General features: G+C 55.3%; 22 protein-coding genes and 1 pseudogene. 14 read left to right on the top strand and 9 right to left on the bottom strand.

Annotation, left to right across the window (positions count from 1 at the left end; all coding sequences use genetic code 11):
- Positions 1 to 11 precede the first annotated feature (11 nt).
- Together ansP and ABLU78_RS02135 are read right to left on the bottom strand one after the other, a co-directional pair.
- Positions 12 to 1,469, bottom strand: coding sequence for an L-asparagine permease (gene ansP / locus ABLU78_RS02140; RefSeq protein ID WP_015366426.1), 1,458 nt, complete (start codon positions 1,467 to 1,469; stop codon positions 12 to 14).
- Between the two features lie 187 nt (positions 1,470 to 1,656).
- Positions 1,657 to 2,544 carry a LysR family transcriptional regulator gene (locus ABLU78_RS02135; RefSeq protein WP_048228789.1) on the bottom strand — a complete coding sequence of 296 codons (888 nt, stop codon included), beginning with the start codon at positions 2,542 to 2,544 and terminating at the stop codon, positions 1,657 to 1,659.
- Positions 2,545 to 2,682: 138 nt separating this feature from the next.
- Here ABLU78_RS02135 and ABLU78_RS02130 point away from each other — a divergent pair, with 138 nt between their 5' ends.
- The 13 genes and pseudogenes from ABLU78_RS02130 to ABLU78_RS02070 all read left to right on the top strand — a co-directional run bounded on the left by ABLU78_RS02130 (position 2,683) and on the right by ABLU78_RS02070 (position 14,014).
- Complete coding sequence (locus ABLU78_RS02130) at positions 2,683 to 3,243, top strand: adenylate kinase (RefSeq protein WP_015366428.1); 561 nt, start codon at positions 2,683 to 2,685, stop codon at positions 3,241 to 3,243.
- A gap of 91 nt (positions 3,244 to 3,334) precedes the next feature.
- On the top strand, positions 3,335 to 4,336 hold the full coding sequence (locus ABLU78_RS02125) for an MsnO8 family LLM class oxidoreductase (RefSeq protein ID WP_032708156.1): 1,002 nt from the start codon (positions 3,335 to 3,337) through the stop codon (positions 4,334 to 4,336).
- Positions 4,333 to 5,454, top strand: a complete 1,122-nt coding sequence (locus ABLU78_RS02120) for an amidohydrolase (RefSeq protein WP_045361011.1) — start codon at positions 4,333 to 4,335, stop codon at positions 5,452 to 5,454. The genes ABLU78_RS02125 and ABLU78_RS02120 overlap by 4 nt, the downstream gene beginning before the upstream one ends.
- A 24-nt stretch (positions 5,455 to 5,478) precedes the next feature.
- Positions 5,479 to 7,742: pseudogene (locus ABLU78_RS02115) on the top strand (NtaA/DmoA family FMN-dependent monooxygenase).
- An 11-nt stretch (positions 7,743 to 7,753) separates the two neighbouring features.
- Positions 7,754 to 8,263 carry a GNAT family N-acetyltransferase gene (locus tag ABLU78_RS02110; RefSeq protein ID WP_020078687.1) on the top strand — a complete coding sequence of 170 codons (510 nt, stop codon included), beginning with the start codon at positions 7,754 to 7,756 and terminating at the stop codon, positions 8,261 to 8,263.
- Positions 8,264 to 8,272: 9 nt separating this feature from the next.
- Positions 8,273 to 9,193, top strand: coding sequence for an amino acid ABC transporter permease (locus tag ABLU78_RS02105; RefSeq protein WP_045366173.1), 921 nt, complete (start codon positions 8,273 to 8,275; stop codon positions 9,191 to 9,193).
- Complete coding sequence (locus ABLU78_RS02100; RefSeq protein ID WP_015366435.1) at positions 9,177 to 9,953, top strand: amino acid ABC transporter ATP-binding protein; 777 nt, start codon at positions 9,177 to 9,179, stop codon at positions 9,951 to 9,953. The genes ABLU78_RS02105 and ABLU78_RS02100 overlap by 17 nt, the downstream gene beginning before the upstream one ends.
- A 20-nt stretch (positions 9,954 to 9,973) precedes the next feature.
- Positions 9,974 to 10,843 carry a transporter substrate-binding domain-containing protein gene (locus ABLU78_RS02095; protein WP_015366436.1) on the top strand — a complete coding sequence of 290 codons (870 nt, stop codon included), beginning with the start codon at positions 9,974 to 9,976 and terminating at the stop codon, positions 10,841 to 10,843.
- Positions 10,844 to 10,916: 73 nt separating this feature from the next.
- Entirely contained in the window at positions 10,917 to 11,615 is a 699-nt protein-coding gene (locus ABLU78_RS02090; RefSeq protein ID WP_015366437.1) for a YoaK family protein, read from the top strand.
- Positions 11,616 to 11,650: 35 nt separating this feature from the next.
- Positions 11,651 to 12,268, top strand: a complete 618-nt coding sequence (locus ABLU78_RS02085) for a glutathione S-transferase (RefSeq protein ID WP_015366438.1) — start codon at positions 11,651 to 11,653, stop codon at positions 12,266 to 12,268.
- A 68-nt stretch (positions 12,269 to 12,336) separates the two neighbouring features.
- The gene (gene pptA, locus ABLU78_RS02080; RefSeq protein ID WP_015366439.1) at positions 12,337 to 12,564 is read left to right on the top strand and encodes a tautomerase PptA; all 228 of its coding nucleotides are present in this window, start codon (positions 12,337 to 12,339) and stop codon (positions 12,562 to 12,564) included.
- A gap of 355 nt (positions 12,565 to 12,919) precedes the next feature.
- Positions 12,920 to 13,354 carry a winged helix-turn-helix domain-containing protein gene (locus tag ABLU78_RS02075; protein WP_020078688.1) on the top strand — a complete coding sequence of 145 codons (435 nt, stop codon included), beginning with the start codon at positions 12,920 to 12,922 and terminating at the stop codon, positions 13,352 to 13,354.
- Between the two features lie 66 nt (positions 13,355 to 13,420).
- A complete protein-coding gene (locus ABLU78_RS02070) occupies positions 13,421 to 14,014 on the top strand; it encodes a LuxR C-terminal-related transcriptional regulator (RefSeq protein WP_225624799.1) in 594 nt (197 codons plus the stop codon).
- Between the two features lie 42 nt (positions 14,015 to 14,056).
- On the opposite strand, the gene ABLU78_RS02065 is transcribed toward ABLU78_RS02070, so the two are convergent.
- Entirely contained in the window at positions 14,057 to 14,638 is a 582-nt protein-coding gene (locus ABLU78_RS02065) for a flavin reductase family protein (protein WP_015366443.1), read from the bottom strand.
- A 174-nt stretch (positions 14,639 to 14,812) separates the two neighbouring features.
- Between ABLU78_RS02065 and nhoA the strand changes: the two genes are divergently transcribed.
- Entirely contained in the window at positions 14,813 to 15,658 is an 846-nt protein-coding gene (gene nhoA / locus ABLU78_RS02060) for an N-hydroxyarylamine O-acetyltransferase (protein WP_015366444.1), read from the top strand.
- A 286-nt stretch (positions 15,659 to 15,944) separates the two neighbouring features.
- Here the strand turns inward: nhoA and narI are convergent, their stop codons facing one another.
- The 6 genes from narI to ABLU78_RS02030 all read right to left on the bottom strand — a co-directional run bounded on the left by narI (position 15,945) and on the right by ABLU78_RS02030 (position 24,803).
- Positions 15,945 to 16,625 (bottom strand): respiratory nitrate reductase subunit gamma, encoded by a 681-nt coding sequence (gene narI, locus ABLU78_RS02055; RefSeq protein ID WP_015366445.1) that lies wholly within the window; start codon positions 16,623 to 16,625, stop codon positions 15,945 to 15,947.
- Positions 16,622 to 17,317 (bottom strand): nitrate reductase molybdenum cofactor assembly chaperone, encoded by a 696-nt coding sequence (gene narW / locus ABLU78_RS02050; RefSeq protein ID WP_032714584.1) that lies wholly within the window; start codon positions 17,315 to 17,317, stop codon positions 16,622 to 16,624. The genes narI and narW overlap by 4 nt, the downstream gene beginning before the upstream one ends.
- The gene (gene narH, locus ABLU78_RS02045; protein WP_015366447.1) at positions 17,317 to 18,861 is read right to left on the bottom strand and encodes a nitrate reductase subunit beta; all 1,545 of its coding nucleotides are present in this window, start codon (positions 18,859 to 18,861) and stop codon (positions 17,317 to 17,319) included. The genes narW and narH overlap by 1 nt, the downstream gene beginning before the upstream one ends.
- A complete protein-coding gene (locus ABLU78_RS02040) occupies positions 18,858 to 22,598 on the bottom strand; it encodes a nitrate reductase subunit alpha (RefSeq protein ID WP_015366448.1) in 3,741 nt (1,246 codons plus the stop codon). The genes narH and ABLU78_RS02040 overlap by 4 nt, the downstream gene beginning before the upstream one ends.
- A 55-nt stretch (positions 22,599 to 22,653) precedes the next feature.
- Positions 22,654 to 24,042 (bottom strand): NarK family nitrate/nitrite MFS transporter, encoded by a 1,389-nt coding sequence (locus ABLU78_RS02035; protein ID WP_015366449.1) that lies wholly within the window; start codon positions 24,040 to 24,042, stop codon positions 22,654 to 22,656.
- Between the two features lie 179 nt (positions 24,043 to 24,221).
- The gene (locus ABLU78_RS02030; RefSeq protein ID WP_047053636.1) at positions 24,222 to 24,803 is read right to left on the bottom strand and encodes a TetR family transcriptional regulator; all 582 of its coding nucleotides are present in this window, start codon (positions 24,801 to 24,803) and stop codon (positions 24,222 to 24,224) included.
- Positions 24,804 to 24,868 lie beyond the last annotated feature (65 nt).

Raw genomic sequence — 24,868 nt, 5'->3', positions numbered from 1 at the left:
TGGAGAGGCGCTTAGCGTTTTTCAACGCCCGGTGCCGTGCTGTGAACATCAGCCACGCGTTTACGTACGCCGAACCAGCCAGCGATCAGCAGCACCGCCAGCAGCGGAATGGAACCGATGGTATAGGTGCCGTTCGGGTAGTCAAAAGCCATCAACACCAGAACGCTCAGCAAGAACAACAGCGTTAGCCATGAAGTAAATGGCGCGCCCGGCATTTTAAAGCTGACATCCGCCGCTTTTCCTTCCTTGATAGCCTTACGCAGACGCATCTGGCAGATCACGATAAAGCCCCATGAGGCGATAATCCCCAATGATGCGACGTTAAGTACGATCTCAAATACCTGCGACGGTACCAGATAGTTGAGGAAGACCCCCACCACGTAGACCGCCAGCGTCGCGAGGATCCCGGCGTAAGGGACGTGATGACGGCTCATCTTTGACATAAACTTCGGCGCTGAACCTCCCATCGACATCGAACGCAGAATGCGCCCGGTGCAGTACAGGCCTGAGTTCAGGCTGGAGAGGGCGGCAGTTAACACCACGATGTTCATCACGCTGCCGATGTACGGTACGCCGAGCTTCGAGAAAAAGGTGACAAACGGGCTTTGCCCTGCCTGATAGGCATTCCACGGCAGCAGCAGCACCAACAGCACCACGGAACCGACGTAGAACAAACCGATACGCCAGATCACGCTGTTAATCGCTTTCGGTACCATGGTTTCCGGGTCTTTACATTCGCCTGCCGCGGTACCCACCAACTCGATGGAAGCGAAGGCGAAGACGACGCCCTGAACCAGTACCAGAGCCGGCAACAGACCGTGCGGGAAGAAACCGCCGTTGTCGGTAATCAGATGGAAGCCGGTGGCATTGCCATCCAGCGGTTTGCCGGTACCGAGGAAAATCGTGCCGACAACCAGGAACGCGACGATAGCCAGTACTTTCACCAACGCGAACCAGAACTCCATCTCAGCGAACCATTTCACGCCGATCATATTCATGGTGCCGACGATCGCCAGCGCGCCAAGGGCGAAGACCCACTGCGGAACATCGCCGAAAGCGCCCCAATAGTGCATATACAAGGCGACGGCGGTGATATCGACGATACCGGTCATTGCCCAGTTGACGAAATACATCCAGCCGGCAACGTAGGCGGCTTTTTCACCGAGAAATTCGCGAGCGTAAGAGACGAAACTACCGCTGGAGGGGCGATGGAGAACTAGTTCGCCGAGGGCGCGAAGGATGAAGAAGGAGAAGATACCGCAAACCAGATAAACCAGCGCCAGCGCCGGGCCTGCCATTTGTAAACGCGCCCCGGCGCCGAGAAACAGACCGGTCCCGATGGCGCCGCCAATGGCGATCATCTGTACCTGACGGTTGCCCATTGCTTTGTGGTAACCCGATTCGTGCGAGTTGAGCCAGTGGCGTTTCGCGGCATGATGTTCCGCCGCGTCAGTGTGTTTGTTATTCATTGATGTACCCATTTTCCTGTCAATGTCCATGAGTGGTTGTCGTATCGCGCAGCGGCGATACATCGTGCTGGCTTTCTCACTATTCTGTCGTAGAGATAAATCATGCACGGCGCTGCATCCTACACGTAACGTGATAGTGACGCACGTAAAACATTTCACAACAGCACTTACTTAAATATCAATGAGTTCAATGACGCAACGCGTCGACGAGTAGCGCAAACGCAGCGGTATGCTGACGACGGCTGGGATAATACAGATGATAACCAGGGAAGGTGGGTGTCCAGGCATCGAGTACCCGTACTAAACGACCGGCAACCAGCGCCTCCTCGACGCAATCATCCGGCACATAGGCCAGGCCGAGACCAGATTCAGCGGCATCAATGCGTTGCGGTAAGCTATTCAGCGTCAGTTGACCCTCTACATAAACCTGAAAGCCCTTACCATCATCGGCGAATTCCCAGGCGTAAATCCCGCCGCGGGTTGGTAGCCGCATATTAATACAGCGGTGCTGATCCAGTTGATAAGGCGTCTGCGGGGTGCCGTAGCGTTGTAGATAGTCGGGCGAGCCCACGACGACCATGCGCATGTCCGGGGCGATGCGTACCGCAATCATATCCTTTGCCACCTGATCGCCGAGACGAACGCCGGCGTCAAAACGGCCATCGACGATATCGGCCAGGCCGTTATCGACGGTAATTTCGATATTGATATCCGGATAACGCAACATAAATGGCTTTAATGCCGGCCACAACACCGCGCTGACGGCGTGTTCACCGGCGTTAAGGCGAATATTACCCGCCGGAAGGGCGCGGCTATCCCTCAAGGAGCCGAGCTCGCGTTCAATTTCCGTGAGATGCGGACGTAAATTCTGGAACAATTTTTCACCCGCTTCGGTGGGGGCGACGCTGCGGGTGGTACGGGTCAGCAGACGAACATCAAGCCGGGCTTCGAGGTTGCGCATCGCATGGCTCAGCGCAGATTGCGATACCCCAAGTTGGGCAGCGGCGCGGGTGAAACTGCGTTCGCGGGCGACTACCATAAACGACAGGAGATCGTTGAAGTTATCCTTTAACATGCTGTTACCGTATTTAATTTAGCGAATTCATGGCAGGAAATTGAGTCTAAACGCGGTAGACGGCTTTCGCCACAAGGATCTACGCAGCTGAAGAGAGTATATGCTGACTATCGGGAGAAAAAGGGGCTTGAAATCATCATGAAAATCAATGTGGTAGGCACTAGCGGCGTAGGGAAGTCGACACTTGCGCAACGCCTGGCGGCAGCGCTTTCTTTGCCCTACATCGAACTGGATAGGCTCTACTGGCGGCCAGAGTGGGAGGGGGCGCCGGATGAAGAGTTTTTCGCCAGCATCGCGCAGGCAACGGCCTCTGCTGGCTGGGTTCTTGATGGCAATTATAATCGCAGTCGCGCAGTCAAATGGCGTGATATTGATCTGGTGGTATGGGTAGATTATAGCTTTGTTCGCACACTATATCAGGCCATTCGCCGTGCGCTGAGTCGCGCCTGGCACCAGCAGGAGCTATGGCCGGGTACCGGTAATCGTGAAACCTTTCGTCGCACCTTCTGCAATCGTGATTCGATAATTTTGTGGACCATGAAAACGTGGCGCTCTAATCGTCAGCGATATTTAGCGGATATGCATTCTGCGCAGTATGGTCATATCCGTTTCGTCCGTTTACGTAATCAGCGACAAACAGAGCGCTTTATTGCTGAAATTGTCCATCAGCAGGCAATGGCTGGCAGGGTGCATATCTAATTTCCGGCAGAGTACATGTGAATAAATTGTTTCTCAGTACGCGCTGCAGATTCTAATAATGCAGGCATGTTAATTAAAACGAGCCTGCGAAATGTCTTATCGAATCAGTATCCTGGATAAAAGCCCCCTTGCTCCCGGTGAAACGGCCGCTCAGGCGCTGGCGCGTACGTTAACGCTTGCGCAACAGGCAGAACGCTGGGGATATCATCGTTTCTGGATTGCCGAGCATCACAACGCGGAACAGCTGGCGAGCCCGTCGCCGGAGCTATTGATTGCCTGGATCCTCGGGCAAACCCGGCAGATCCGCGTCGGCTCCGGCGGCGTGATGCTGCAGCACTATAGCCCCTACAAAGTCGCCGAGAATTTTAATCTGCTGGCAAGCCTTGCCCCAGGGCGTGTCGATCTCGGCGTTGGCAAAGCGCCAGGCGGTTTGCCGCTTGCCACTCGCGCATTACAGCAGGGCATTCATCAGCACGAAAAGGGCAGTTTTGCCGAGCAGCTTACCCAGCTTGATAACTGGCTAACGTTGACCGAAAGCCAGGGCGAGGAGAGCCTGCGCGCGACCCCCATTCCACCGCGCCGTGCGGACGGTTTCCTGCTCGGCGCCAGCGTCGACAGCGCCCGTCTGGCGGCCAGTCTGGACTGGAACTTTGTTTTTGCCGCGCATCTCAATGGCGATAAAAACTTGTTGCAGGAGGTGCTGACGAACTGGCGCGAATTGAGCCGCCGCGAGGTGATCGTGGCCGTACAGGTTATCGTTGCGCAAGACGCCGCCAGCGCGGCCGATCTGGCGAAGCAGGTAGAGGTCTGGGGCGTCGAGCTGGCAAACGGTCAGCGGGTGACGGTGGGCAGTGAATCTCAAGCGGCGGCTTTTGCCCGTCAGGCCGGTAGCCCGCCGACGCGCATTGAGCGCCGCGAGTCCTCGCTGTTGTTTGGTACCGCAGAAGAGGTTAAAGCACAACTCGATGCCCTTCAGGCACAGTGGGGCATTGATGAGTTTATTATTGATACCCCTATTGCCGAAGGGCGTGCGCGACTGGCGTCGTTGGGATTGCTGGCGCAGGCGCATCTTGGCGCGGAGGTAACGCCATGAATTTCGAACAACAGCTGATTAGCTGGCGGCGCGAACTGCATCAGAACCCGGAACTCTCATTACAGGAAGTGGCAACTACCGCGCGTATCCGCGACTGGTTGCAAAGCGGCGGCCTGCCGTTACTGCCTTACGAGTTAACCACCGGCGCGGTGACGGAAGTGGGCAGCGGCGATAAAATCATCGCCCTGCGCGCCGATATTGACGCGCTACCGATAGAAGAGGCCACCGGACTGCCGTTCCGCTCGCAAAATCCCGGCGTCATGCATGCCTGCGGTCACGATATACATACCAGCGTGATGCTTGGCGCGGCGTTGCTGTTAAAGGAACGAGAAGCGCAACTGCCGGGGCGGGTGCGGATCCTGTTCCAGCCAGCGGAAGAGAGTTTCGGCGGCGCAAAAACGTTGATCCGAGCCGGGGCGCTTGACGGCGTATCGGCAATCTTCGGCATGCACAATGAGCCCAATTTACCCGTTGGCGAGTTTGCCACCCGCGGCGGCCCGTTTTATGCCAACGTCGATCGCTTCGTATTCAAAGTAACCGGCAAGGGGGCGCATGCCGCCCGGCCGCATGAAGGCAAAGATGCCATCCTGCTAGCGAGCCAACTGGTGACGCTGCTACAAAGCGTCGCCAGCCGCGAAGTGAATACCCTGGATTCGGTGGTGCTCAGCGTGACGCGGATCCAGGGGGGAAATACCTGGAACGTCTTGCCGGAAAGCGTAGAGCTCGAGGGAACGCTGCGCACCCACAGTAGCGAGGTGCAGCAGCGGGTTAAGGCGAGAGTCAGCGAAATCGCCGCCGGCTTCGCCAGCGCCTTCGGCGCGCAAATCGATGTCTTCTGGTACGCCGGGCCAACGGCGCTGGTCAACGATGAACAATGGGCGGCGTTCGCCAGCGCGGCGGCCGACCGCTTCGGCTACCGCACGCATCACGCCGATTTGCATCTGGGCGGCGAAGACTTTGCCGTCTATCTGCAGCATATTCCGGGTGCTTTCGTCAGCATAGGGAGCGCCAGTGAATTCGGCCTGCATCATCCGGCCTTTAATCCGGATGAAAACGTCATTGCCCCAGCCGCGCGCTATTTCGCGGATCTGGCGGAACAGGCATTACACCATATTTAATTTTTGACAGGGTAAGGGGTCACTATGTCTGAAAAACGGCAATTACGTCTGGGGACGATTTTACATGGCGCCTCAGGAAATATGTCCGCCTGGCGTCATCCGGCGGCGCTGGCGGATGCCAGTATTAATTTTGAATTTGTGAAAGAAACGGCGCAAAAAGCCGAGCAGGGGAAACTCGATTTTATTTTTGTCGCCGACGGGTTATATATTAACGAAAAATCCATCCCGCACTTTTTAAATCGTTTTGAGCCGTTAACGGTATTATCAACGCTGGCGGCGGTGACCGATCGTCTGGGGCTGGTCGGCACGCTCTCCACCTCCTATAGCGAACCGTTCACGACCGCGCGACAGTTCGCCAGCCTTGACCATTTAAGCCACGGGCGCGCCGGCTGGAACGTGGTGACGTCGCCGCTGGAAGGCTCGGCGAAAAACTTCTCCCGCGCCCAGCATCCCGATCATGCGCTGCGCTATCGCATCGCCGACGAATATCTTCAGGTGGTTAAAGGATTATGGGATTCCTGGGAGGACGGCGCTTTTGTGCGTAATAAAGAGAGCGGTCAGTTTTTTGATAAAAATAAACTGCATACGCTTAATCATCATGGCGATTTCTTTAAAGTCTCTGGTCCTTTGAATATTGCCCGCACGCCGCAGGGACGGCCCATTATTTTCCAGGCCGGCACCTCCGATGACGGCAAAAAATTAGCTGCTCGCCACGCCGATGCCATTTTTACCCACCAGGAATCGTTAGCCGAGGCGCAGGCGTTTTATCAGGATGTCAAAAGCCAACTGGCTGCCTATCAGCGCAGTGCGGATCAACTGCATATTTTCCAGGGCGTCAGCGTAATCGTCGGTGACGACGCGGAGGATGCGGAGCGTCAATACCAGACCACGGCGGCGCTGGTCTCGATCGACGACGCGTTGAATTACCTGGGTCGTTACTTCGAGCATCATGATTTTGCGCAATATCCGCTGGATGAACCCTTCCCGGATATTGGCGACCTTGGGCAAAACAGCTTCCGCAGCACCACCGATGAGATTAAACGCAATGCCCGTGAACGGGGATTAACCCTGCGCCAGGTGGCGCTGGAGGCCGCCAGCCCACGCCCGCGCTTCTCCGGCACGGCCAGCGACGTCGCCGACGGCTTACAGCTGTGGTTCGAACAACGCGCCGCCGATGGCTTCATTATTCAGGGCGGCACGCCGGAAACCTTCCCGCGTTTCGTTGATGAAGTGGTGCCATTGCTGCAGGCGCGCGGATTGTTCCGCCGCGACTATCCAGGCACCACGCTGCGGGAAAGCCTGGGGCTGGATCTGCCCATTAACCAATTCGAAAAATAATAAAAGAGAACCGCGCTATGCAGAAATCAACACTATTGCTGGCCTTCGCGTTGGCAATTAGCGCCCCGTCGTGGGCGCAGGACGTCAATATCAATGGCACCGGAGTTAGCCTGGAAGCCAATAAAACCCCGATTCATACGGCAAAAAATCCGCAGGCAATTGCGCTGTTGCCGAAAGATCTGCACCTGGCGGTGCCGGGGAAATTCACCGTCGCGGTTGCGGCGCTAAACTCGCCGCCGCTGACGGTGTTTTCTGATGATAACAAAACGTTGCTCGGTAGCGAGGCGGATATTGCGCGTCTGGTGGCTGACAGCCTCGGCCTCGAAGTCAACGTTGTTCCGACCTCGTGGGAAGACTGGCCGCTTGGCGTCGCCTCCGGCAAATATGATGCCGCGATCAGCAATATTACCGTTACCAAAGAGCGCAAAGAGAAGTTCGATTTCGCCACTTATCGTAAAGATTCGCTGGGTTTTTACGTTAAAAGCACCAGCCCACTGAACAAGATCGACAAAGCGGAAGATATTGCCGGGCTGAAGATTATCGTCGGCTCCGGCACCAATCAGGAGGCAATCTTACTGGCATGGAATGCGGAAAACGTTAAGCGCGGGCTTAAACCGTTTATACCGGTCTACACCAAGGATGACGCCGCGCAGACGCTGGCTCTGCAAACTGGCCGCGCCGATGCTTACTTTGGCCCTAACGTCATTGGCGCCTGGAAAGCGGCGCTAACCGGCAAAACTAAGCTGGTGGGCAGCGTGGACGGCGGCTGGCCGAAGGCGGCGCATATCGCGGTGACGTTGAAAAAAGGCAGCGGGCTGGTCAATGCCGTCCAGGCGGCGCTGAATGGCGCTATCGCCAGCGGCGATTATGCCAAAGTGCTCAATCGCTGGGGCGAAGGCGTGGAGAGCATTCCACAATCGGAAATTAACCCTGCCGGGCTGGGCGATTAACAGGAGGCGCTATGAGCGAAGCATTCCGTGATATTTCTCCGGACGCGCCGGAGCTACAGCCGATTATTAGCGGCCTGTTTGCCGAGTACGCCGCCCGTTACGGCGACTATTTTTCTCGTGATGCGGAAGTGGAGTTAACCGAATGGTATCTGCCGCCGCAGGGGCTGTTTATTGTGCTGGAGCGTGACGGCGAAATCATCGCCACCGGTGCTTACAAGCCGAAAGATCCGCACACCGCGGAAATTAAGCGGATCTGGACGCATCGTCGGCTGCGTCAACAGGGGCTGGCCGCCAGGGTTGTACAAGAACTGGAGCGTCGGGCGGTGCTGGCAGGTTATAGCCATATTTATCTCACCACCGGTTTTCGCCAGCCGGAAGCGGTAAAGCTCTATTTAAGCCAGGGGTACGAAGCACAGTTTGACCTCACTCGCGACCCGGAAGAGTACAGCCGCCCGCCCTATGATGGGCGGTTGCGGTTCACTAAAGCGCTGGCGGTTAGCGCCCTCAGCCACAGCGCTTAAGGAGGCGTCATGCAATCATCTGAAACGATTAAAGTGGTTCCGGCTCGCTATCCGCTGCGCGTCGCCGGGGCGGTATTGGCCCTGCTGGTGCTGGCGGTCGTTGTGCAGTCGGTCGCGTTCAATCCGCGCTGGGAGTGGGGGGTGTTCGCACACTGGTTCTTCGACCCGGTGATCCTTGAGGGGTTGGGGCAAACGCTGCTGCTTACACTACTTGGTACCTTTTTAAGCGTCATCTTCGGCGGCCTGTTAGCGCTGGCCCGCTTGTCGTCGTCGTGGCTGCTCAGCAGCCTGGCATGGGGGTATATCTGGCTGTTTCGTTCTCTGCCGCTAATCGTGGTGTTGATCATTCTGTACAACTTTTCATATCTCTACGACAGCTTATCAGTGGGGATCCCCTTCACCGGCATAACCTGGGCGAGCTACCAGACTATCAATGTACTGGGGCAGTTCTCCACGGCAGTAGTTGGCCTGACGCTGGTGCAGAGCGCCTATACTGCCGAAATTATCCGCGGAGGCTTTTTGGGCGTGGATCACGGGCAATATGAGGCCGCCGCCGCGCTGGGACTCCCCGCCTGGCGACGTACGCTGCGGATCATTTTGCCGCAAGCGCTGCGCACCATTCTGCCTGCGGGGTTCAATGAAATCATTAGCCTGGCAAAAGGGACGGCGATGGTTTACGTGCTGGCGATGCCGGAATTGTTCTACACCATTCAGATGATCTATAACCGCACCCAGGAAGTGATCCCGTTACTGATGGTGGGCGCCGCGTGGTACCTGGTGATTACCAGCGTGCTTTCTGCAATTCAGTACCTGGTCGAACGCGCGCTGGCGCGCAGCGAACGGCGCTCAGCGGTGAACAGCGTGCGTAATAATCGCGTTAACCAACCGGCTCGTCAGCCGCAGGAGGCCGTCCATGCTCAACTCTCGTAATGGTCATATTTCGATAACCGGGGTCAGTAAATACTTTGGTCGTCATAAAGCGCTGGATGATGTCTCCCTGGAGATTGCGCCGGGAACGGTGACGGTGATCCTGGGGCCGTCTGGTTCGGGAAAATCGACGCTGCTGCGCACCATTAACCATCTTGAACGGGTCGATGAAGGGTTTATCCAGATTGATGGCGACTATATCGGTTATCGCCGTCAAGGCGACAAGCTGTATGAGCTGAAAGAAAAAGAGATCCTCCGCCAGCGGGTTAACGTGGGCTATGTATTTCAGAACTTCAATTTGTTCCCGCATCTGACGGTGCTGGAGAATCTGATTGAAGCGCCGATTGCCCATAAACAGGCCAGTCGCAAAGAGGCGATTGCTCGTGCGTATGAATTGTTGGACATTGTCGGTTTGCGCAACAAAGCCGATGCCTGGTCACGGCATCTTTCCGGCGGTCAGCAGCAGCGCATCGCCATCGCCCGCGCGCTGGCGCTCAATCCGCGCGTGATCTTGTTTGATGAACCTACCTCGGCGCTGGATCCGGAACTGGTTGGCGAAGTGCTTGATGTGATCAAAAAACTTGCCCGCTCCGGGACGACGCTTGTGGTGGTAACGCATGAAATCGGCTTTGCCCGTGAGGTTGCCGACCAGGTGGTGTTTATGGTCGATGGCAAAATCGTTGAACAGGGCAGCAGCGATGAAGTGTTAAATAATCCGCAACACCAGCGCACCCGGCAATTTTTATCGCGGGTGCTGGCATGAGGAAATTAGCTGCCGCTCTCATGCTGCTCCTGAGCATCGGCGAGGCGCGCGCCGAACTTGATTTGCGCGCCAATGAACGGCCATTGCCGGTGACGCGAGATGATAACGCGATTAGCAAAATCCCGCCTAACTATCGTTTTGTGGAGCCCGGCGTGCTGACGGTGGCGATTTCGGCGTTAAATTCGCCGCCGCTGGCGCTGCTGGCCAGCGACAACCGTACGCGCATCGGCAGCGACCCGGACATTGCCCGTTTACTGGCGGGTAGCCTTGGGCTGAAACTGAAGCTGGTGCCTACGGCCTGGGAGGACTGGCCTTTGGGGATCGCGTCAGGGCGTTATGATGTAGCGTTGATTAACATTGCGGTGACCGAGAAGCGCAAAGAGAAGTTCGATTTCGCCACCTACCGCGTTGACTCGCTGGCCTTTTCGGTGAAATCAACCAGTGAGATCACGCGGATTTCAAATGCGCAGGATCTCTCGGGGCGTAAAGTCATTGTCGGTTCTGGCACCAACCAGGAGCGGATCCTGCTGGGGTGGAATGCGGAAAACGAAGCCGCCGGCCGTCAGCCGGCGTTACCGGTTTATCTTACTGACGATGCCTCCGGCAATTTGTATATTCAGTCGGGAAGGGCGGATATCTTTTTTGGCCCGCAGTCGGTGGCCTCTTATAAGGCTGCATTAAACGGGAAAACTAAAGTCGTCGGGCTGGGACCCAAAAAAGCCTGGGTGGCGACGACTACTAAAAAAGGCAATGGGCTGGTATATGCGCTGCAGGCGGCGCTAAACGGCGCGATCGCTCGCGGCGAGTATCAGCAGGTGCTCGCGCGCTGGGGGGAACAGGGGGAGGAAGTCAGGCAATCGGAGGTCAATCCGCCGGGGATAACCTATTGATGCAATGATTATTCATAGCAGGGATTGCTATACTCATGGCTACATCGTGTGTCTTTTTAATGGATTAATCACTGTGGCTGAAAACCAACTCTTACTGGAGCAACGCTGGCTGCACCATCGTGAACCCGCGTTGCTCGCCGCTTCCGGCGGCGCTATCGACACCATCAGCTTCATCACCTTGTTTGGCCTGTTTACCGCCCACGTCACGGGAAACCTGGTGGTGGCCGGTGCAGCACTGGCCACCAACAGCGAAGGTATTTTATCCAAACTGCTCGCCATTCCTGTTTTTATGCTGGCAGTGGCGCTCGTTACGCTGGTTATCAAACGTCGAAAAATTATCACGCCACGCTTCCTTGGCGGCTTGTTCGTCGTCGAGATCCTGCTGTTACTGCTTTTCGGCCTGTTGGGGCTGCTGTGGCAGCCCTTTGTCGGCGCGGATAGCGCGACCGCGTTAATCACCGGCATGGCAGGCGTAATGGCGATGGGGGTGAGGAATGCAACCACCCGTTTATTATTACCCACCACCAGCCCGAGTACGATGATGACCGGCAACGTCACGCAGTTAACCATCGATGTGGTGAACTGGTGCCAGGCGCCTAACCGCGAGAATAGAGAGAAAATCAAAAAATCGGGGGCTTCGGTGCTCGGTTTTCTGCTGGGCGCAGGGCTCGGAGCGCTGGGCTACATCCTGGCGGGCTTTTACTCGGTACTTATTCCGGTGGTACTGGTGGCCATCGTCGCCTGGCGCGAATTCAGCGCCGCGCGGAATTAGTGCTACGCTAAAAGTTTTCTACGCGGGAGCTGACGATGATGAAATTGTATGGCGTGCCGGGGTGGGGCTCGGCGATAAGCGAGATGATGCTAACGTTGGCCAATATCCCTTATCACTTTATCAATGTCGATGGCTTTGACCAGCCAGGCGCGCAGCGAGAGAAACTGTTGGCGATCAACCCGCTGTGTCAGGTGCCCACTTTGCTGCTGGCTGATGGCAGCGTAATGACGGAGTCGGCGGCGATAGCGCTGATGATCCTCGACGAGCGCCCGGATCTGGCGCCGCCAGCCGGTACGCCACAGCGCCGGCAGTTTCAACGTTTGCTGATCTGGCTGGTGGCTAACGTTTATCCTACCTTCACCTATGCCGACTATCCCGAACGTTGGACAGCCTCAGCGCCTGACGAACTGCGTGAGAGCTGTCAGCAATACCGCAAATCACTGTATCTATGGCTGGAACAACAGCTGGCTGCCGCGCCTTACGCCTTGGGCGGGGATATCACGCTGTTGGATTGCTATATTGCCGCGATGTACAGTTGGGGGCCGCGCCGAGAGTGGTTCGCGGCGCATACGCCAAAGTTTGCCGCCGTGGCGCAGGCGGTTTATCGCCGTACGGAGCTGCAGCAGGTACTGCATGACAACAATCTTCTTTAAAGCACTAATTGTGACTTGCATCAGGAAACCTGTGATAGTTTTAAATTCCCAAGAATAAGGAGCCTGCTATGCCACATGTCGATATTAAATGTTTTCCCCGTGAACTGAGCGAAGAGCAAAAAAATGCGCTGGCTGCGGAAATCACTGAAGTTCTGATCCGCCATCTTAGTACAAAAGACAGTTCAGTTAGCGTTGCGCTCAATCAGGTGCAGCAGAGCGACTGGCAGCAGGTATGGGATAATGAAATCGCGCCGCAGATGGATTCTTTGATTAAGAAACCGGGATACCGAATGTAAAAGACCGGCCGCCGTTAGCGCATTTTCGTCATGCTAAATAGACTACCATCGGCCGAGGTCAATTTTACTTGAGCGAAAGATATGCCACTTTATTGATCCAGATCAATAAAAGTGGCTTTTTTTTGATTTCCATACCTTTCATTAATTTACCTTTTGTAAAGTAATTGGCCATTTAAGAATAATCCTAATCAACATAAATAACTGATAATACTGCACTATATAGTGCATTGCGCTTTATATGTATTTAAATGTAGTTTTATGTTTTGATTATTATGCATATCAAAATTGTTTAGGCGATTGCTGATTTGCCATGTAACCTGCCTTTGAAATGATGATTTTTATCATGGAGAGATGAATGATAATAGGTAGTGCGTTACTTGGTTACCAATTAGAGGATGATTTTTTTTACTTCTTGAAGTACCGGGAAATAGCTACTGTAAGTGGTAATAGAAAAAACATCCGTCTACGAAAAACGATGGCCTGTTTAATTGAGTATTTATTTGAACATGGTCTTGAAAGAATGGTTAGTGATGAAGAGTTGATGGTACATGTCTGGGAGAAAAATGATTTAAGGCCCTCATCACAACGTTTATGGCAAGTGATGCAAAATTTACGTCGGATCCTGAAGGATATCGGCATCGAACAAGAGATTATATTACGCGTTAAGACTCAGGGTTATTATATCAATAGTCATTACGTTACGAGTGTTTATTCGGTAAGAACTCATAAACCATTCTGCCAGAATAATGATGCGACCGTTCAGCTTTGTGAGCTGTCCGAGCTAAATTAATAGCCATAGGGTCTGCCGTATTCAAGGTATGCCTGTCGTTTTCATGTTAAGGTTATAAAATTGAAGGTGATAATTAATAGTAAGGATATTTGGTTCCGACTGGGCGTGGAACACTGTCTGCAACAGATAGCTTCTGACGATAATGAGATCGATTACGCTGATTTGGATTTTTGTAATCATTCTATACAGCAAGCGGATCTCATTATATTGCCGTTACATGGCTATCAAGATTACAAGCATATTTATGAGCTATCTCAATTTTATCAGGGCATGATTCTGGGTGTGAGCACCTCCAGAAACGTTCACTCACGGCGGCTTTTATTTCGCCAAAATATATTATGGATAAGCAGTCGTGAAACCATAGACAATGTTCAAAAATTATTGTTAACGATCAAGCATCGGCAATTATATCATCATGATGGTCAACCGGATTTTAGTGTAATGAAGGCAAAAGATGGGGCTCCGCTCAGCGAAAGAGAAATGATGATTATTGATCATGTCGCCAAAGGCACTCCGGTGAACGCCATTGCCAGAGCGTTGGGACTGCGGGTAAAAACCATTTATGCGCATTTAGATAAAATTAAAGCTAACTTCAACCTTAAAGGTGGAAGTCACTTTCATCGCTTCATGATAAGCCCGCCGTCTTATCACTTACTCTAAAAGATGGTGAAAGGGAATGACGGCAAAGTTGCCGTCATTCTGTTAATTATGTGGCGTATTCGCCTGCACGTGACGGCCGCTGGCGACAAAATTGCCGGTACCGAGATGGTGAATAGTATTGAGTTTGTCATCATCAAACTGCCAGCGCCCGCTGACGAAGGCTCGTTCATCGGCCGCGGCGGCAACTACTTCGCCAAACAGCGTATCGTATTGCTCTTGTGCCGCGGTGGCGGGTAGCAGACGGCATTCCATCCACGCCAGGCATTTCTCTTCAATTAACGGTAGCCCCAGTTCGGGCCCATTCACCACCGGGATTCCGTAAGCATTGAACTTATCTTCATCACGCCCGCTCACGCTGCCGACTGCATAGACCCAACTGGCGGCGGCCACGCCCGGCACCACAATGCCAAAGGCGCCGTTACGCTCAATGATCTCCCGCGTCCAGGTGCTTTTATCCACCACAATAGCCACTCGCGGCGGGGCAAACTCAACCGGCATCGACCAGGCGGCGGACATCACGTTACGCCGTCCTGACTGCGCATCATAACTGGTGATCATAATGGTCGGGCCGTGGTTGAGCAGGCGGCTGGCGTACTGAAGTTCCACGTGGCGAAAACGGCTCATAAGCGTTCCTTGGTGAGTGGGCGGATGCCTGTAAGTAGTTTATTCACAATACAAAGGTAATCAATACATCAACGGCTATGTAAATCAGATATCAGCTGGCGCGATCGCACAAAATACACCGTCGCGGGGAAAAAATAGGCTATAAATGTCGGACACCAAAAGCTGGAGGCGTTGATGACCCCATTTTTAAGCGCGTATTTTACTCGTCTGGCCTGGACGGGAACCCCCGATGTTTCCATTGACACCCTGCGAGAGTTGCATAGCCATCATAATAGCGCGATCCCGTTTGAAAACCTGGACGTTCTGCTACCGCGTGAAATCCACCTTGACGATCGGGCGCTGGAAGAGAAGTTAATCACCGCCCGCCGCGGCGGCTACTGCTTTGAACAGAACGGGCTGTTGCAGCGGGCGCTAAGCGAGATCGGTTTCTCGGTTCGCAGCCTGTTGGGCCGCGTGGTGCTGGCGAATCCGCCGCAGATGCCGCCGCGCACCCATCGCTTGCTGCTGGTGGAGGTCGAAGGCGAACGCTGGATTGCTGATGTCGGCTTTGGGGGGCAAACCCTGACCGCGCCGATTAAGCTGCTGGCCGATATTCCGCAGCATACGCCGCATGGTGTTTACCGCCTGGTGCATGAAGGCGATGAGTGGACGCTGCAGTTTAATCATCATGAACACTGGCAGTCGATGTACCATTTCGATCTGGGGCGACAATATGCCTCTGATTATGTGATGGGTAACTTCTGGTCGGCGCACTGGCCGCAGTCCCATTTCCGCCATCATCTGCTGATGTGTCGTCATCTGCCGGACGGCGGAAAAATGACGCTCACCAATTTCCATTTTACCCACTGGGAAAATAACCATGTAGTGGAGAAGGTGGATCTTGCGGACGTGTCGGCGCTTTATGAAACGCTGCAAACCCGCTTCGGACTTGGTGTAGATGACCCGAAGCACGGCTTCAGCGAAGCCGCGCTGGCAGCAGTGATGGCGGCGTTCGATACCCATCCGGAAGCCGGGAAGTAACGCTGATGACGACGGCGAAGAAAGCGCAGTTTCGCCGTTGTAGGCCGGATAAGGCGTAGCCGCCATCCGGCATAAAGGCTGGAGCCAGGTCCGATAAATATGACCCGGAGTCGGCGCAGGCGCCTCGTCCGGGCTACCGGGCAGGCAGCAGTCGTTGTAGGCCGGATAAGGCGTAGCCGCCATCCGGCATAAAGGCTGGAGCCGGGGCTGATGAATATGACCCGGAGTCGGCGCAGGCGCCTCGTCCGGGCTATTGGTAAACGGGCATGGCTGGGGGCGCCAGCGCTCAGCGCCGGGAGCGCACCACCTGGTAGCGTCGGGTGAAATACTCTATCGGCGCGCTCCAGACGTGAACCAGCCGGGTGAACGGGAAGATAAGGAAGATAGTCATTCCCAGCACCAGATGGACGCGATACACCCACGCGACGCCGTCCAGATGCGCCGATGCGCCGCCGTGGAAGGTGACTACCGCCTGCGCCCAATCCACCAGTTTCAGCATTTCGCTGCCGTCCGGATGCTGGGCGGAGAACGGGATGGTCGTCAGCCCCAGCGCGCACTGAATCAGCAGAATGCACAGGATCAGGATATCCGCAGTGGTGGAGGTGGCGCGAATGCGCGGGTTGGTCAGGCGGCGCGCCAGCAGGCCAATACCGCCGACCAGGGTCAGTACGCCGCAGACACCGCCCAGCACCATCGCCATCACCTGTTTCTGCGACATCGGCAGAAACCATGAATAGACCCAGTGCGGCGTCAGCATCCCGAAGAAGTGGCCGAAGAAAATGCCGAGGATGCCGATATGGAATAAGTTCGACCACAGCACCATGCCCCGTTTATCGAGCATCTGGCTGGATGACGCGCGCCAGGTATACTGCCCGTAGTCATAGCGCAGCCAACTGCCCACCAGGAACACGGTGCCGCAGAGATAAGGGTAGATATCGTAAAAGAAGACGTTTAAGTACTGTATCATTTCGGGCCTCCGGCGCGGATGTCGACGTACTGCGGCGCCACATCCTGGCTAAAGCGTCGTTGATAAGCTTGCATTGGCGAGCTATCGCAAGCGGTTGCATTATCTTCAATAAACTTCACCTGTTCCTCTTCCCACACCGCATCCAGCGCCTGGCGCGTGTCGTCACGCTTCTCAGTCGCTACCTGCCTAGTGACACTGTCACTATTGAGTGGGCTATCCGCCAGCGCAAGAAGGGTGTCAAAGAGTTGATAGTAATCGCATTCGCGCTGCTTTAAGCGTCCACCGAGCAACGCCAGAATAGGCGCGACGTTTTGCAGTCCTTCACGGGCATCGGCTAATGGGAGAATGCTGAGGTATTCAAGATATAAAGGCAGGTGGTCCGGTAGTTCGCGACAATCGATCTGCAGGCCCGCCTGTTCATACTGGTTCATCAGATCGACCATCGCCTGGCCGCGGTCACGCGATTCGGCGTGTACGTGTTCAAACAGCAGCAGCGAGGTGGCGCGACCGCGTTCGAACACCTCACACCATTCGGCCTGGCGGTCGAGCAGCGGCGCCGCCAGTAATCGCCTAACAAACGGCGTCAGGACAGGCACATCGGCGCTGACCAGCGCCAGCGCCTCCTCGCGGTTATCCCACAGCGCGTCGTCGGGATACTCCAGCAACAGAGCAATGACTTTGAGGATCCGCATTACTCTCCCTCCCCATGTCGACGAACGTCCCCGACGTCAATAGCGTCGATGCGACGACTGTTGAACAGGTTGAATTTAGTATCAGAACCATGGCAACCATCGCCGAAGGTAAAACCGCAGCCGTTGCGTTCCGGGAAGGCGTCCTCCGCCAATTCGCGGTGGCTGGTGGGGATCACGAAGCGGTCTTCATAATTGGCGATCGCCAGGTAGCGATACATCTCTTCCACCTGTTCGACGCTGAGGCCCACTTCTTCAATCGCACGGGTATCGGTCACGCCTTCGACGGTTTGCGAACGTTTGTAATGGCGCATCGCCATCATGCGTTTTAACGCGCGCAAGACCGGGCCGGTATCACCGGCGCTCAGCAGGTTCGCCAGATACTGTACCGGTATACGCAGGCTTTCTACCGCCGGCAGGATGTTACCGTTACTCGGCAGGCCGCCAGCGTCGGCGACCGACTGAATCGGCGACAGCGGCGGCACGTACCAGACCATCGGTAAGGTGCGGTATTCCGGGTGCAGAGGTAACGCCAGTTTCCAGTCCATCGCCAGTTTATACACCGGTGATTTCTGCGCGGCGTCGATCACGTTATGTGGAATACCCTGTTTCAACGCCTCTTCGATGACCGCCGGATCGTTGGGGTTGAGGAACACATCACACTGGCGCTCGTAGAGGTCGGTTTCATGTTCAGTGCTGGCCGCTTCTTCGATACGGTCCGCGTCGTACAGCAGCACGCCAAGGTAGCGGATGCGGCCAACGCAGGTTTCTGAACAGACTGTCGGTTGCCCGGACTCAATACGCGGATAGCAGAAGATGCATTTTTCCGATTTGCCGCTCTTCCAGTTAAAGTAGATTTTTTTGTACGGACAACCGCTGATGCACATCCGCCAGCCGCGGCATTTATCCTGGTCGATCAGCACGATACCGTCTTCTTCACGCTTATAGATGGCGCCGCTTGGGCAGGTCGCTACGCAGCTCGGATTGAGGCAATGTTCGCAAAGACGCGGCAGATACATCATGAAGGTGTTTTCAAACTGGCCGTACATCTCTTTTTGCATCGCTTCGAAGTTACGGTCTTTGGCGCGTTTTTCAAACTCGCCGCCGAGCAGTTCCTCCCAGTTTGGCCCCCAGGTGATCTTATCCATCCGTTCGCCGCTAATCAGCGAACGCGGGCGGGCGGTAGGCAAGTATTTGCCCTCCGGCGCGTTGTGCAGGTGCTGATAATCGTAGGTAAAGGGTTCGTAATAATCGTCAATCTGCGGCAGCACCGGGTTGGCGAAAATCTTCGACAACACGCTGACGCGGTTGCCCAGACGCGGAGTAAGCTTGCCGCTGATACCGCGGATCCAGCCGCCTTGCCACTCGTCCTGATCTTCCCAGTTTTTGGGGTAACCAATACCTGGCTTGGTTTCCACGTTGTTGAACCACGCATATTCCATCCCTTCGCGGCTGCTCCAGACGTTTTTACAGGTGACGGAGCAGGTATGGCATCCGATGCATTTATCCAGATTCAGCACCATTCCGACTTGTGAACGTATTTTCATTTCTTCGCCTCCTGTACCTGGTCACGACCTTCGCCATCCAGCCAGTCAATATTTTTCATTTTGCGGATCATAATGAACTCGTCGCGGTTGGAGCCGACGGTGCCGTAGTAGTTAAAGCCGTAAGCCAGTTGGGCATAGCCGCCAATCATATGCGTGGGTTTAGGACAGACGCGGGTCACGGAGTTGTGGATGCCGCCCCGGCGACCGGTCACCTCCGAACCTGGAATGTTCATAATGCGTTCCTGAGCGTGATACATCATGGTCATGCCCGGCGGCACGCGCTGGCTCACCACCGCACGCGCGGTGAGGGCGCCGTTGGCGTTGAAGGCTTCGATCCAGTCGTTATCTTCAATCCCCAGTTCTTTTGCGTCGGTTTCGCTTAGCCAGACGATGGGCCCGCCGCGCGACAACGTCAGCATCAGCAGGTTTTCGCTATAGGTCGAGTGGATACCCCATTTCTGATGCGGGGTCAGGAAGTTCAGCGCTTTTTCCGGGAAGCCGTTTGGCGGCACTTCCTTCATCTGGCTGACGCTGCGCGTATCGATCGGTGGGCGATAGGCCACCAGACTCTCGCCGAAGGCGCGCATCCAGGGATGATCCTGATACAGCTGTTGCCGCCCGGAGAGGGTACGCCACGGGATCAGTTCGTGAACGTTGGTATAACCGGCATTATAGGAGACATGTTCGCTTTCCAGACCAGACCACGTTGGGCTGGAGATGATCTTGCGCGGCTGCGCCTGAATATCGCGGAAGCGGATTTTCTCATCCTCTTTATTCAGCGCCAGATGAGTGTGGTCGCGGCCGGTAAATTCTCCCAGCGCTTGCCAGGCTTTCACCGCCACCTGGCCGTTGGTTTCCGGCGCCAGGCTTAAGATGACTTCACTGGCGTCGATAGCGCTGTCGATACGCGGACGGCCTTTGGCCGGACCGTCTGGCTTGACGTAGTTAAGTTTGCCGAGGAAGTCGACCTCGCTTTGCGTATTCCACGAAATGCCTTTACCGCCGTTGCCGAGCTTATCGAGTAACGGCCCCAGCGAGGTGAAGCGTTCCCAGGTGGCCGGGTAGTCACGTTCAACCAGCGCAATTGACGGCGCGGTTTTGCCTGGAATGAGATCGCATTCGCCCTTGCGCCAGTCGAGGACATCGAACGGCTGTGACAGCTCCGCCGGAGAGTCATGCTGCAGCGGTACCAGTACCACATCGGTCTCTTTATCAAGGTGGCCGACGCACACTTCAGAGAAACTTTTGGCGATGTCCTTGTAGATTTCCCAGTCGCTTTTCGCCTCCCAGGCCGGGTCGACGGCGGCGGAAAGGGGGTGGATAAACGGGTGCATGTCTGAGGTGTTCATATCGTCTTTTTCATACCAGGTGGCGGTCGGCAGGACGATATCGGAGAACAGGCAGGTACTGGACATGCGGAAATCGAGGGTCACCAGTAGATCAAGTTTGCCCTCGATCGCCGCGGTCTGCCACTCGACTTCCTCCGGCTTCACGTCAGCGGTGGAGCCAAACTCCTCGCCCTGAATACCGTTATCGGTACCGAGCAGGTACTTGAGCATGTACTCATGGCCCTTACCGGACGAACCCAGCAGGTTCGAACGCCAGATAAACAGGTTGCGCGGGTGGTTGTTGCCGCTATCCGGCTGCTCGGCGGCAAAGCGAATATCGCCTGCTTTTAACGACTGGACGGTGAAATCGGCCGGTGACAGCCCGGCGGCCTCGGCCTGCTGCCTGATGCTCAGCGGATTAACGTTAAGCTGCGGCGCGGAAGGCAGCCAGCCCATGCGCTCGGCGCGAACGTTGAAGTCAATCATATGGCCGCTGAATTTGCTGGCGTCGGCCAGCGGCGACAGCAGCTCCTGAGCGGTCAGTTTTTCGTAGCGCCATTGGCTGGCGTGGTTGTAGAAATAAGAGGTACTGTTCATCTGCCGCGGCGGACGAGTCCAGTCCAGCGCGAACGCCAGCGGCAGCCAGCCGGTCTGCGGGCGCAGTTTCTCCTGGCCGACATAGTGCGACCAGCCACCGCCGCTCTGACCGACGCAGCCGCAGAACACCAGCATGTTGATCATCCCGCGGTAGTTCATATCCATGTGGTACCAGTGGTTCACACCGGCGCCGAGGATAATCATCGAACGGCCATGGGTTTTATGCGCCGTATCGGCGAACTCGCGGGCGATTTGTTCGATATGTTGACGCGGCACGCCGGTGATCTGCTCGGCCCATGCCGGAGTATAGGCTTTGACATCCGCGAAGTCGCGCGCGGCATTGGCATCGTCAAGACCGCGATCCAGACCGTAGTTAGCCAGCACCAGGTCATACACGCTCACCACCAAAGCGCTCTCACCATTGGCCAACGGTAGCTGTTTAGCTGGCAACTGATGAAGCGTTACCGGCTCCTGCTTCACGCTGCGGAAATGCGGGTTTTCGTTGCCGCCGAAGTAGGGGAAACCGACCGACACCACGCTATCGTGCATATCCAGCAGCGACAATTTTAATTCGACGTCCCGGCCGTTAGCCTGTTGTTCGAGATTCCATTTGCCTTTTTCGCCCCAACGAAAGCCGATGGATCCGTTCGGCGCGACCAGCTCGCCTTCGGCGTTATAGGCGACGGTTTTCCATTCCGGGTTATTACTTTCTCCCAGCCCGTCAAGCAGGTCGGCGGCGCGCAGCATACGGCCAGGCGCATAGCTGCCGTCGTCACGACGGTCGAGCATTACCAGCATCGGCATATCGGTATAGGTACGGCAGTAGTTGAGAAAGTAATCGCTTGGGTTATCGAGGTGGAAGGTTTTGAGGATCACGTGGCCCATCGCCATCGCCAGCGCGCTGTCGGTACCTTGCTTCGGCGCCAGCCACTGGTCGCAGAGCTTGGCGACTTCCGAATAATCCGGAGTAATGGCGATGGTTTTGGTGCCCTTGTAGCGCACTTCGGTGAAGAAGTGCGCGTCCGGGGTTCGGGTCTGCGGGACGTTTGAACCCCAGGCAATAATGTAGCTGGAGTTATACCAGTCGGCGGATTCCGGCACGTCGGTCTGTTCGCCCCAGGTCATCGGTGAGGCGGGGGGTAAATCGCAGTACCAGTCATAAAAGCTCAGGCAGGTGCCGCCGATCAACGATAAATAGCGGGTACCCGCGGCGTAGGAAACCATCGACATCGCCGGGATCGGCGAAAAGCCCGCGACGCGATCCGGACCGTAGTTTTTGATGGTCCAGACGTTGGCTGCGGCGATCAGTTGATTTAACTCTTTCCAACTGGAGCGAACAAAACCGCCTTTACCGCGGATTTGTTTGTAGCTGCGGGTTTTCAGCGGGTCCTGCATGATGCTATCCCAGGCCTGTACCGGGTCGGGATGTTGTGCAAGGGCTTCGCGCCACAGCTCAATCAGCCGTTTGCGCGCCAGCGGGTACTTCAGGCGGTTGGCGCTGTAGAGATACCATGAGTAGCTGGCGCCGCGCGGACAGCCACGCGGTTCGTGATTTGGCAGGTCCGGTCGGGTGCGCGGATAATCGGTCTGCTGGGTTTCCCAGGTGACCAGACCGTTTTTGACATAAATTTTCCAGCTACAGGAGCCGGTACAGTTCACACCGTGCGTGGAGCGGACAATTTTGTCGAATTGCCAGCGTTGCCGGTAGCTATCTTCCCAGTCACGGTTATTGTCGTAGACCTGACCGTGGCCGTTGGCAAAGGTCTCGCGTTTCTGCTTAAAGTAGCGAAAGCGATCCAGTAATTTACTCATGACATTCCTCCTGCTCCGCTAATGTCCGGCATCGTGCCATCCGGTAAATAGGTCGTTATGGTTGTGCTGGTTTACGGCGGCCATAGACCAGCCAGGTCACCAGCACGCAAACCACATAGAAGACAAAAAAGACTTTCATCGCGCCCACCGGCGAGCCGGTCATGGCCAGCGAGGTACCGAAGGCTTTTGGAATAAAGAAGCCGCCGATGGCGCCAATTGCAGCGATGAAACCGAGCGCGGCGGCGGTATCGGTCACCGCTTCATGCTGGGCCTGTTCGTCGCTGCCGCCGCGCTTTTTCACGCTATCAATGGTGAGCTGGCGGAAGATCACGGCGATCATCTGGAAGGTGGAACCGCTGCCAAGCCCGGCGGTTAAGAACAGGCCCATAAACACCACGTAGAAGGCGAAGAAGCTGCCGGAACCGGAGCCCGGCAGGGTGAGGAAAAGCAGCCCGGTAAAGACCGCCATCAGAATGAAGTTGACCAGCGTCACCCGTACGCCGCCCAGACGGTCGGAAATGATACCGCCGAAGGAGCGCGCCAGCGCGCCGATAAACGGGCCGAAGAAGGCCAGTTTCAGGATATCGACATCCGGAAACTGGGTTTTCGCCAGCATCGCGAAGCCGGCGGAAAAGCCAATAAACGAGCCGAAGGTGGCCAGATACAACAGACTTAGCAGCCACATATGCGGGCGTTTCAACACCGGTAGTTGATCGCGAATTGAAGCTTTGGAACTGGCAATATCGTTCATGCCAAACCACGCGAAAACGGTGGCGATAACCAGTAACGGCACCCACAGCAGCGGTGAGTTGCCAAGCCACAGCATGGCGCCGCCAGGTTGCTCTACGCCGCGAACGCCCAGAAAGGTAAAAATCGGCAGGAAGACAAAAATAGGAGAGACCAGTTGCATCACGCTGACCCCGAGATTGCCGAGCCCGCCGTTAATCCCTAATGCGCTGCCTTGTTTGGCCTTGGGGAAGAAGAAGCTGATGTTGCCCATACTGGAGGCGAAGTTGGCGCCGGCAAAACCGCAGAGTAACGAAATTGCGATAAATACCCAGTACGGGGTAGTTGGATTTTGTACTGCCAAACCCAGCCATAAACAGGGAATCACCAGAATAACCGTGCTAATAACCGTCCAGTAGCGCCCACCCATAATAGGTACCATAAAGGAGTAGGGTACGCGTAATATTGCGCCGGAAAGCGAAGGTAGCGCCGTTAATAAAAAGAGCTGGTCAGTAGTGAAATTAAAACCCACTTTATTGAGGTTGACCGCAACTGCGCTAAATAACATCCAGACGCAGAAGGCGAGTAACAGACAAAATACGGAAATCCATAAGTTCCTGCGCGCAATCGCTTTTCCTTTATTTTCCCAGAAGGCTTCATTTTCTGGTCGCCAATCTTTTAAAAGATAATGATTCTTTTTATCACCTTCTATCGACATAACACCCTCACTAAAGCGTACGAGATCAAAAGGATAAATAAAAAACAGCTGAAACTATGCAGGCTGGAATTAAGCTTCAGCTGTTTTTAATAATTGTATTGTTTGAGGATAGATAAGAATCGAGGCGTGAAAGAATTCACGCCGACAATGAAGGGCGGTCAATTGTTACTAAATGTAACCTAAACCTGAGGGAGTTCCAGCGCGATATAATGTTTTAAGTAACGGATAAATGCCGCGTCGTCAATCGCTTGCATCCCCAGCGCGTAAATGCCATCCAGCCCGCAAACCAGCGCAATCAGACGCCAGGCGATATTATCAGCCGTATCCTGCGGCTGAAATTCACCGGCTTCGGCGCCGCGGTTAATCGCCGTGACCGTTTCATCATGCCACATGCTCATGGTAAGCAGATATGCGGCCTTAATTTCCTCATCGCTATCGGACAAAATCTGCGCTTCCCGCCACAGGCGGATATAGGGTTCGAGACGGCCATCTTCGCTGCCAAGTAATGAAAACAGGCGTTCGCTCCAGGAGGCGTCATCGGTCAGCAGTTGAATATCGAGCATTTCGCGGATCAAACGGATAAAGGCCTGCGCTTTCAGCTCGCCGGTCGAGGTAAAATGATGATGTAACTGACCTGCGGCGACGCCGGCTTCGCTGGCTATCTGTCGCACGGTCATGGCGCTGAAGCCGCCATTTAGCGCCACTCGCATGGCGGCCTGCATGATAACTTCCCGACGCGCTTCCCGATTTAAATAGTGCATAGCGACCCGTAACCAAGAGGTGATGGGATGATGGTAACAAAAAGTTGGACAGGCGTTCAACAATC

Origin of the sequence: Klebsiella sp. JN_Kp122 (assembly GCF_040062085.1) — a bacterium.
Classification (GTDB): domain Bacteria; phylum Pseudomonadota; class Gammaproteobacteria; order Enterobacterales; family Enterobacteriaceae; genus Klebsiella; species Klebsiella aerogenes.
The sequence above is the reverse complement of the archived record's forward strand: the minus strand, read 5'-3'. Positions and strand labels throughout refer to the sequence as shown.

Bases quoted from the DNA above. Each gene is read 5' to 3' on its own strand.
- ansP (WP_015366426.1), bottom strand. From the start codon at position 1,469: ATGAATAACAAACACACTGACGCGGCGGAACATCATGCCGCGAAACGC.
- ABLU78_RS02135 (WP_048228789.1), bottom strand. From the start codon at position 2,544: ATGTTAAAGGATAACTTCAACGATCTCCTGTCGTTTATGGTAGTCGCC.
- ABLU78_RS02130 (WP_015366428.1), top strand. From the start codon at position 2,683: ATGAAAATCAATGTGGTAGGCACTAGCGGCGTAGGGAAGTCGACACTT.
- ABLU78_RS02125 (WP_032708156.1), top strand. From the start codon at position 3,335: ATGTCTTATCGAATCAGTATCCTGGATAAAAGCCCCCTTGCTCCCGGT.
- ABLU78_RS02120 (WP_045361011.1), top strand. From the start codon at position 4,333: ATGAATTTCGAACAACAGCTGATTAGCTGGCGGCGCGAACTGCATCAG.
- ABLU78_RS02110 (WP_020078687.1), top strand. From the start codon at position 7,754: ATGAGCGAAGCATTCCGTGATATTTCTCCGGACGCGCCGGAGCTACAG.
- ABLU78_RS02105 (WP_045366173.1), top strand. From the start codon at position 8,273: ATGCAATCATCTGAAACGATTAAAGTGGTTCCGGCTCGCTATCCGCTG.
- ABLU78_RS02100 (WP_015366435.1), top strand. From the start codon at position 9,177: ATGCTCAACTCTCGTAATGGTCATATTTCGATAACCGGGGTCAGTAAA.
- ABLU78_RS02095 (WP_015366436.1), top strand. From the start codon at position 9,974: ATGCTGCTCCTGAGCATCGGCGAGGCGCGCGCCGAACTTGATTTGCGC.
- ABLU78_RS02085 (WP_015366438.1), top strand. From the start codon at position 11,651: ATGATGAAATTGTATGGCGTGCCGGGGTGGGGCTCGGCGATAAGCGAG.
- pptA (WP_015366439.1), top strand. From the start codon at position 12,337: ATGCCACATGTCGATATTAAATGTTTTCCCCGTGAACTGAGCGAAGAG.
- ABLU78_RS02075 (WP_020078688.1), top strand. From the start codon at position 12,920: ATGATAATAGGTAGTGCGTTACTTGGTTACCAATTAGAGGATGATTTT.
- ABLU78_RS02065 (WP_015366443.1), bottom strand. From the start codon at position 14,638: ATGAGCCGTTTTCGCCACGTGGAACTTCAGTACGCCAGCCGCCTGCTC.
- nhoA (WP_015366444.1), top strand. From the start codon at position 14,813: ATGACCCCATTTTTAAGCGCGTATTTTACTCGTCTGGCCTGGACGGGA.
- narI (WP_015366445.1), bottom strand. From the start codon at position 16,625: ATGATACAGTACTTAAACGTCTTCTTTTACGATATCTACCCTTATCTC.
- narW (WP_032714584.1), bottom strand. From the start codon at position 17,317: ATGCGGATCCTCAAAGTCATTGCTCTGTTGCTGGAGTATCCCGACGAC.
- narH (WP_015366447.1), bottom strand. From the start codon at position 18,861: ATGAAAATACGTTCACAAGTCGGAATGGTGCTGAATCTGGATAAATGC.
- ABLU78_RS02040 (WP_015366448.1), bottom strand. From the start codon at position 22,598: ATGAGTAAATTACTGGATCGCTTTCGCTACTTTAAGCAGAAACGCGAG.
- ABLU78_RS02035 (WP_015366449.1), bottom strand. From the start codon at position 24,042: ATGTCGATAGAAGGTGATAAAAAGAATCATTATCTTTTAAAAGATTGG.
- ABLU78_RS02030 (WP_047053636.1), bottom strand. From the start codon at position 24,803: ATGCACTATTTAAATCGGGAAGCGCGTCGGGAAGTTATCATGCAGGCC.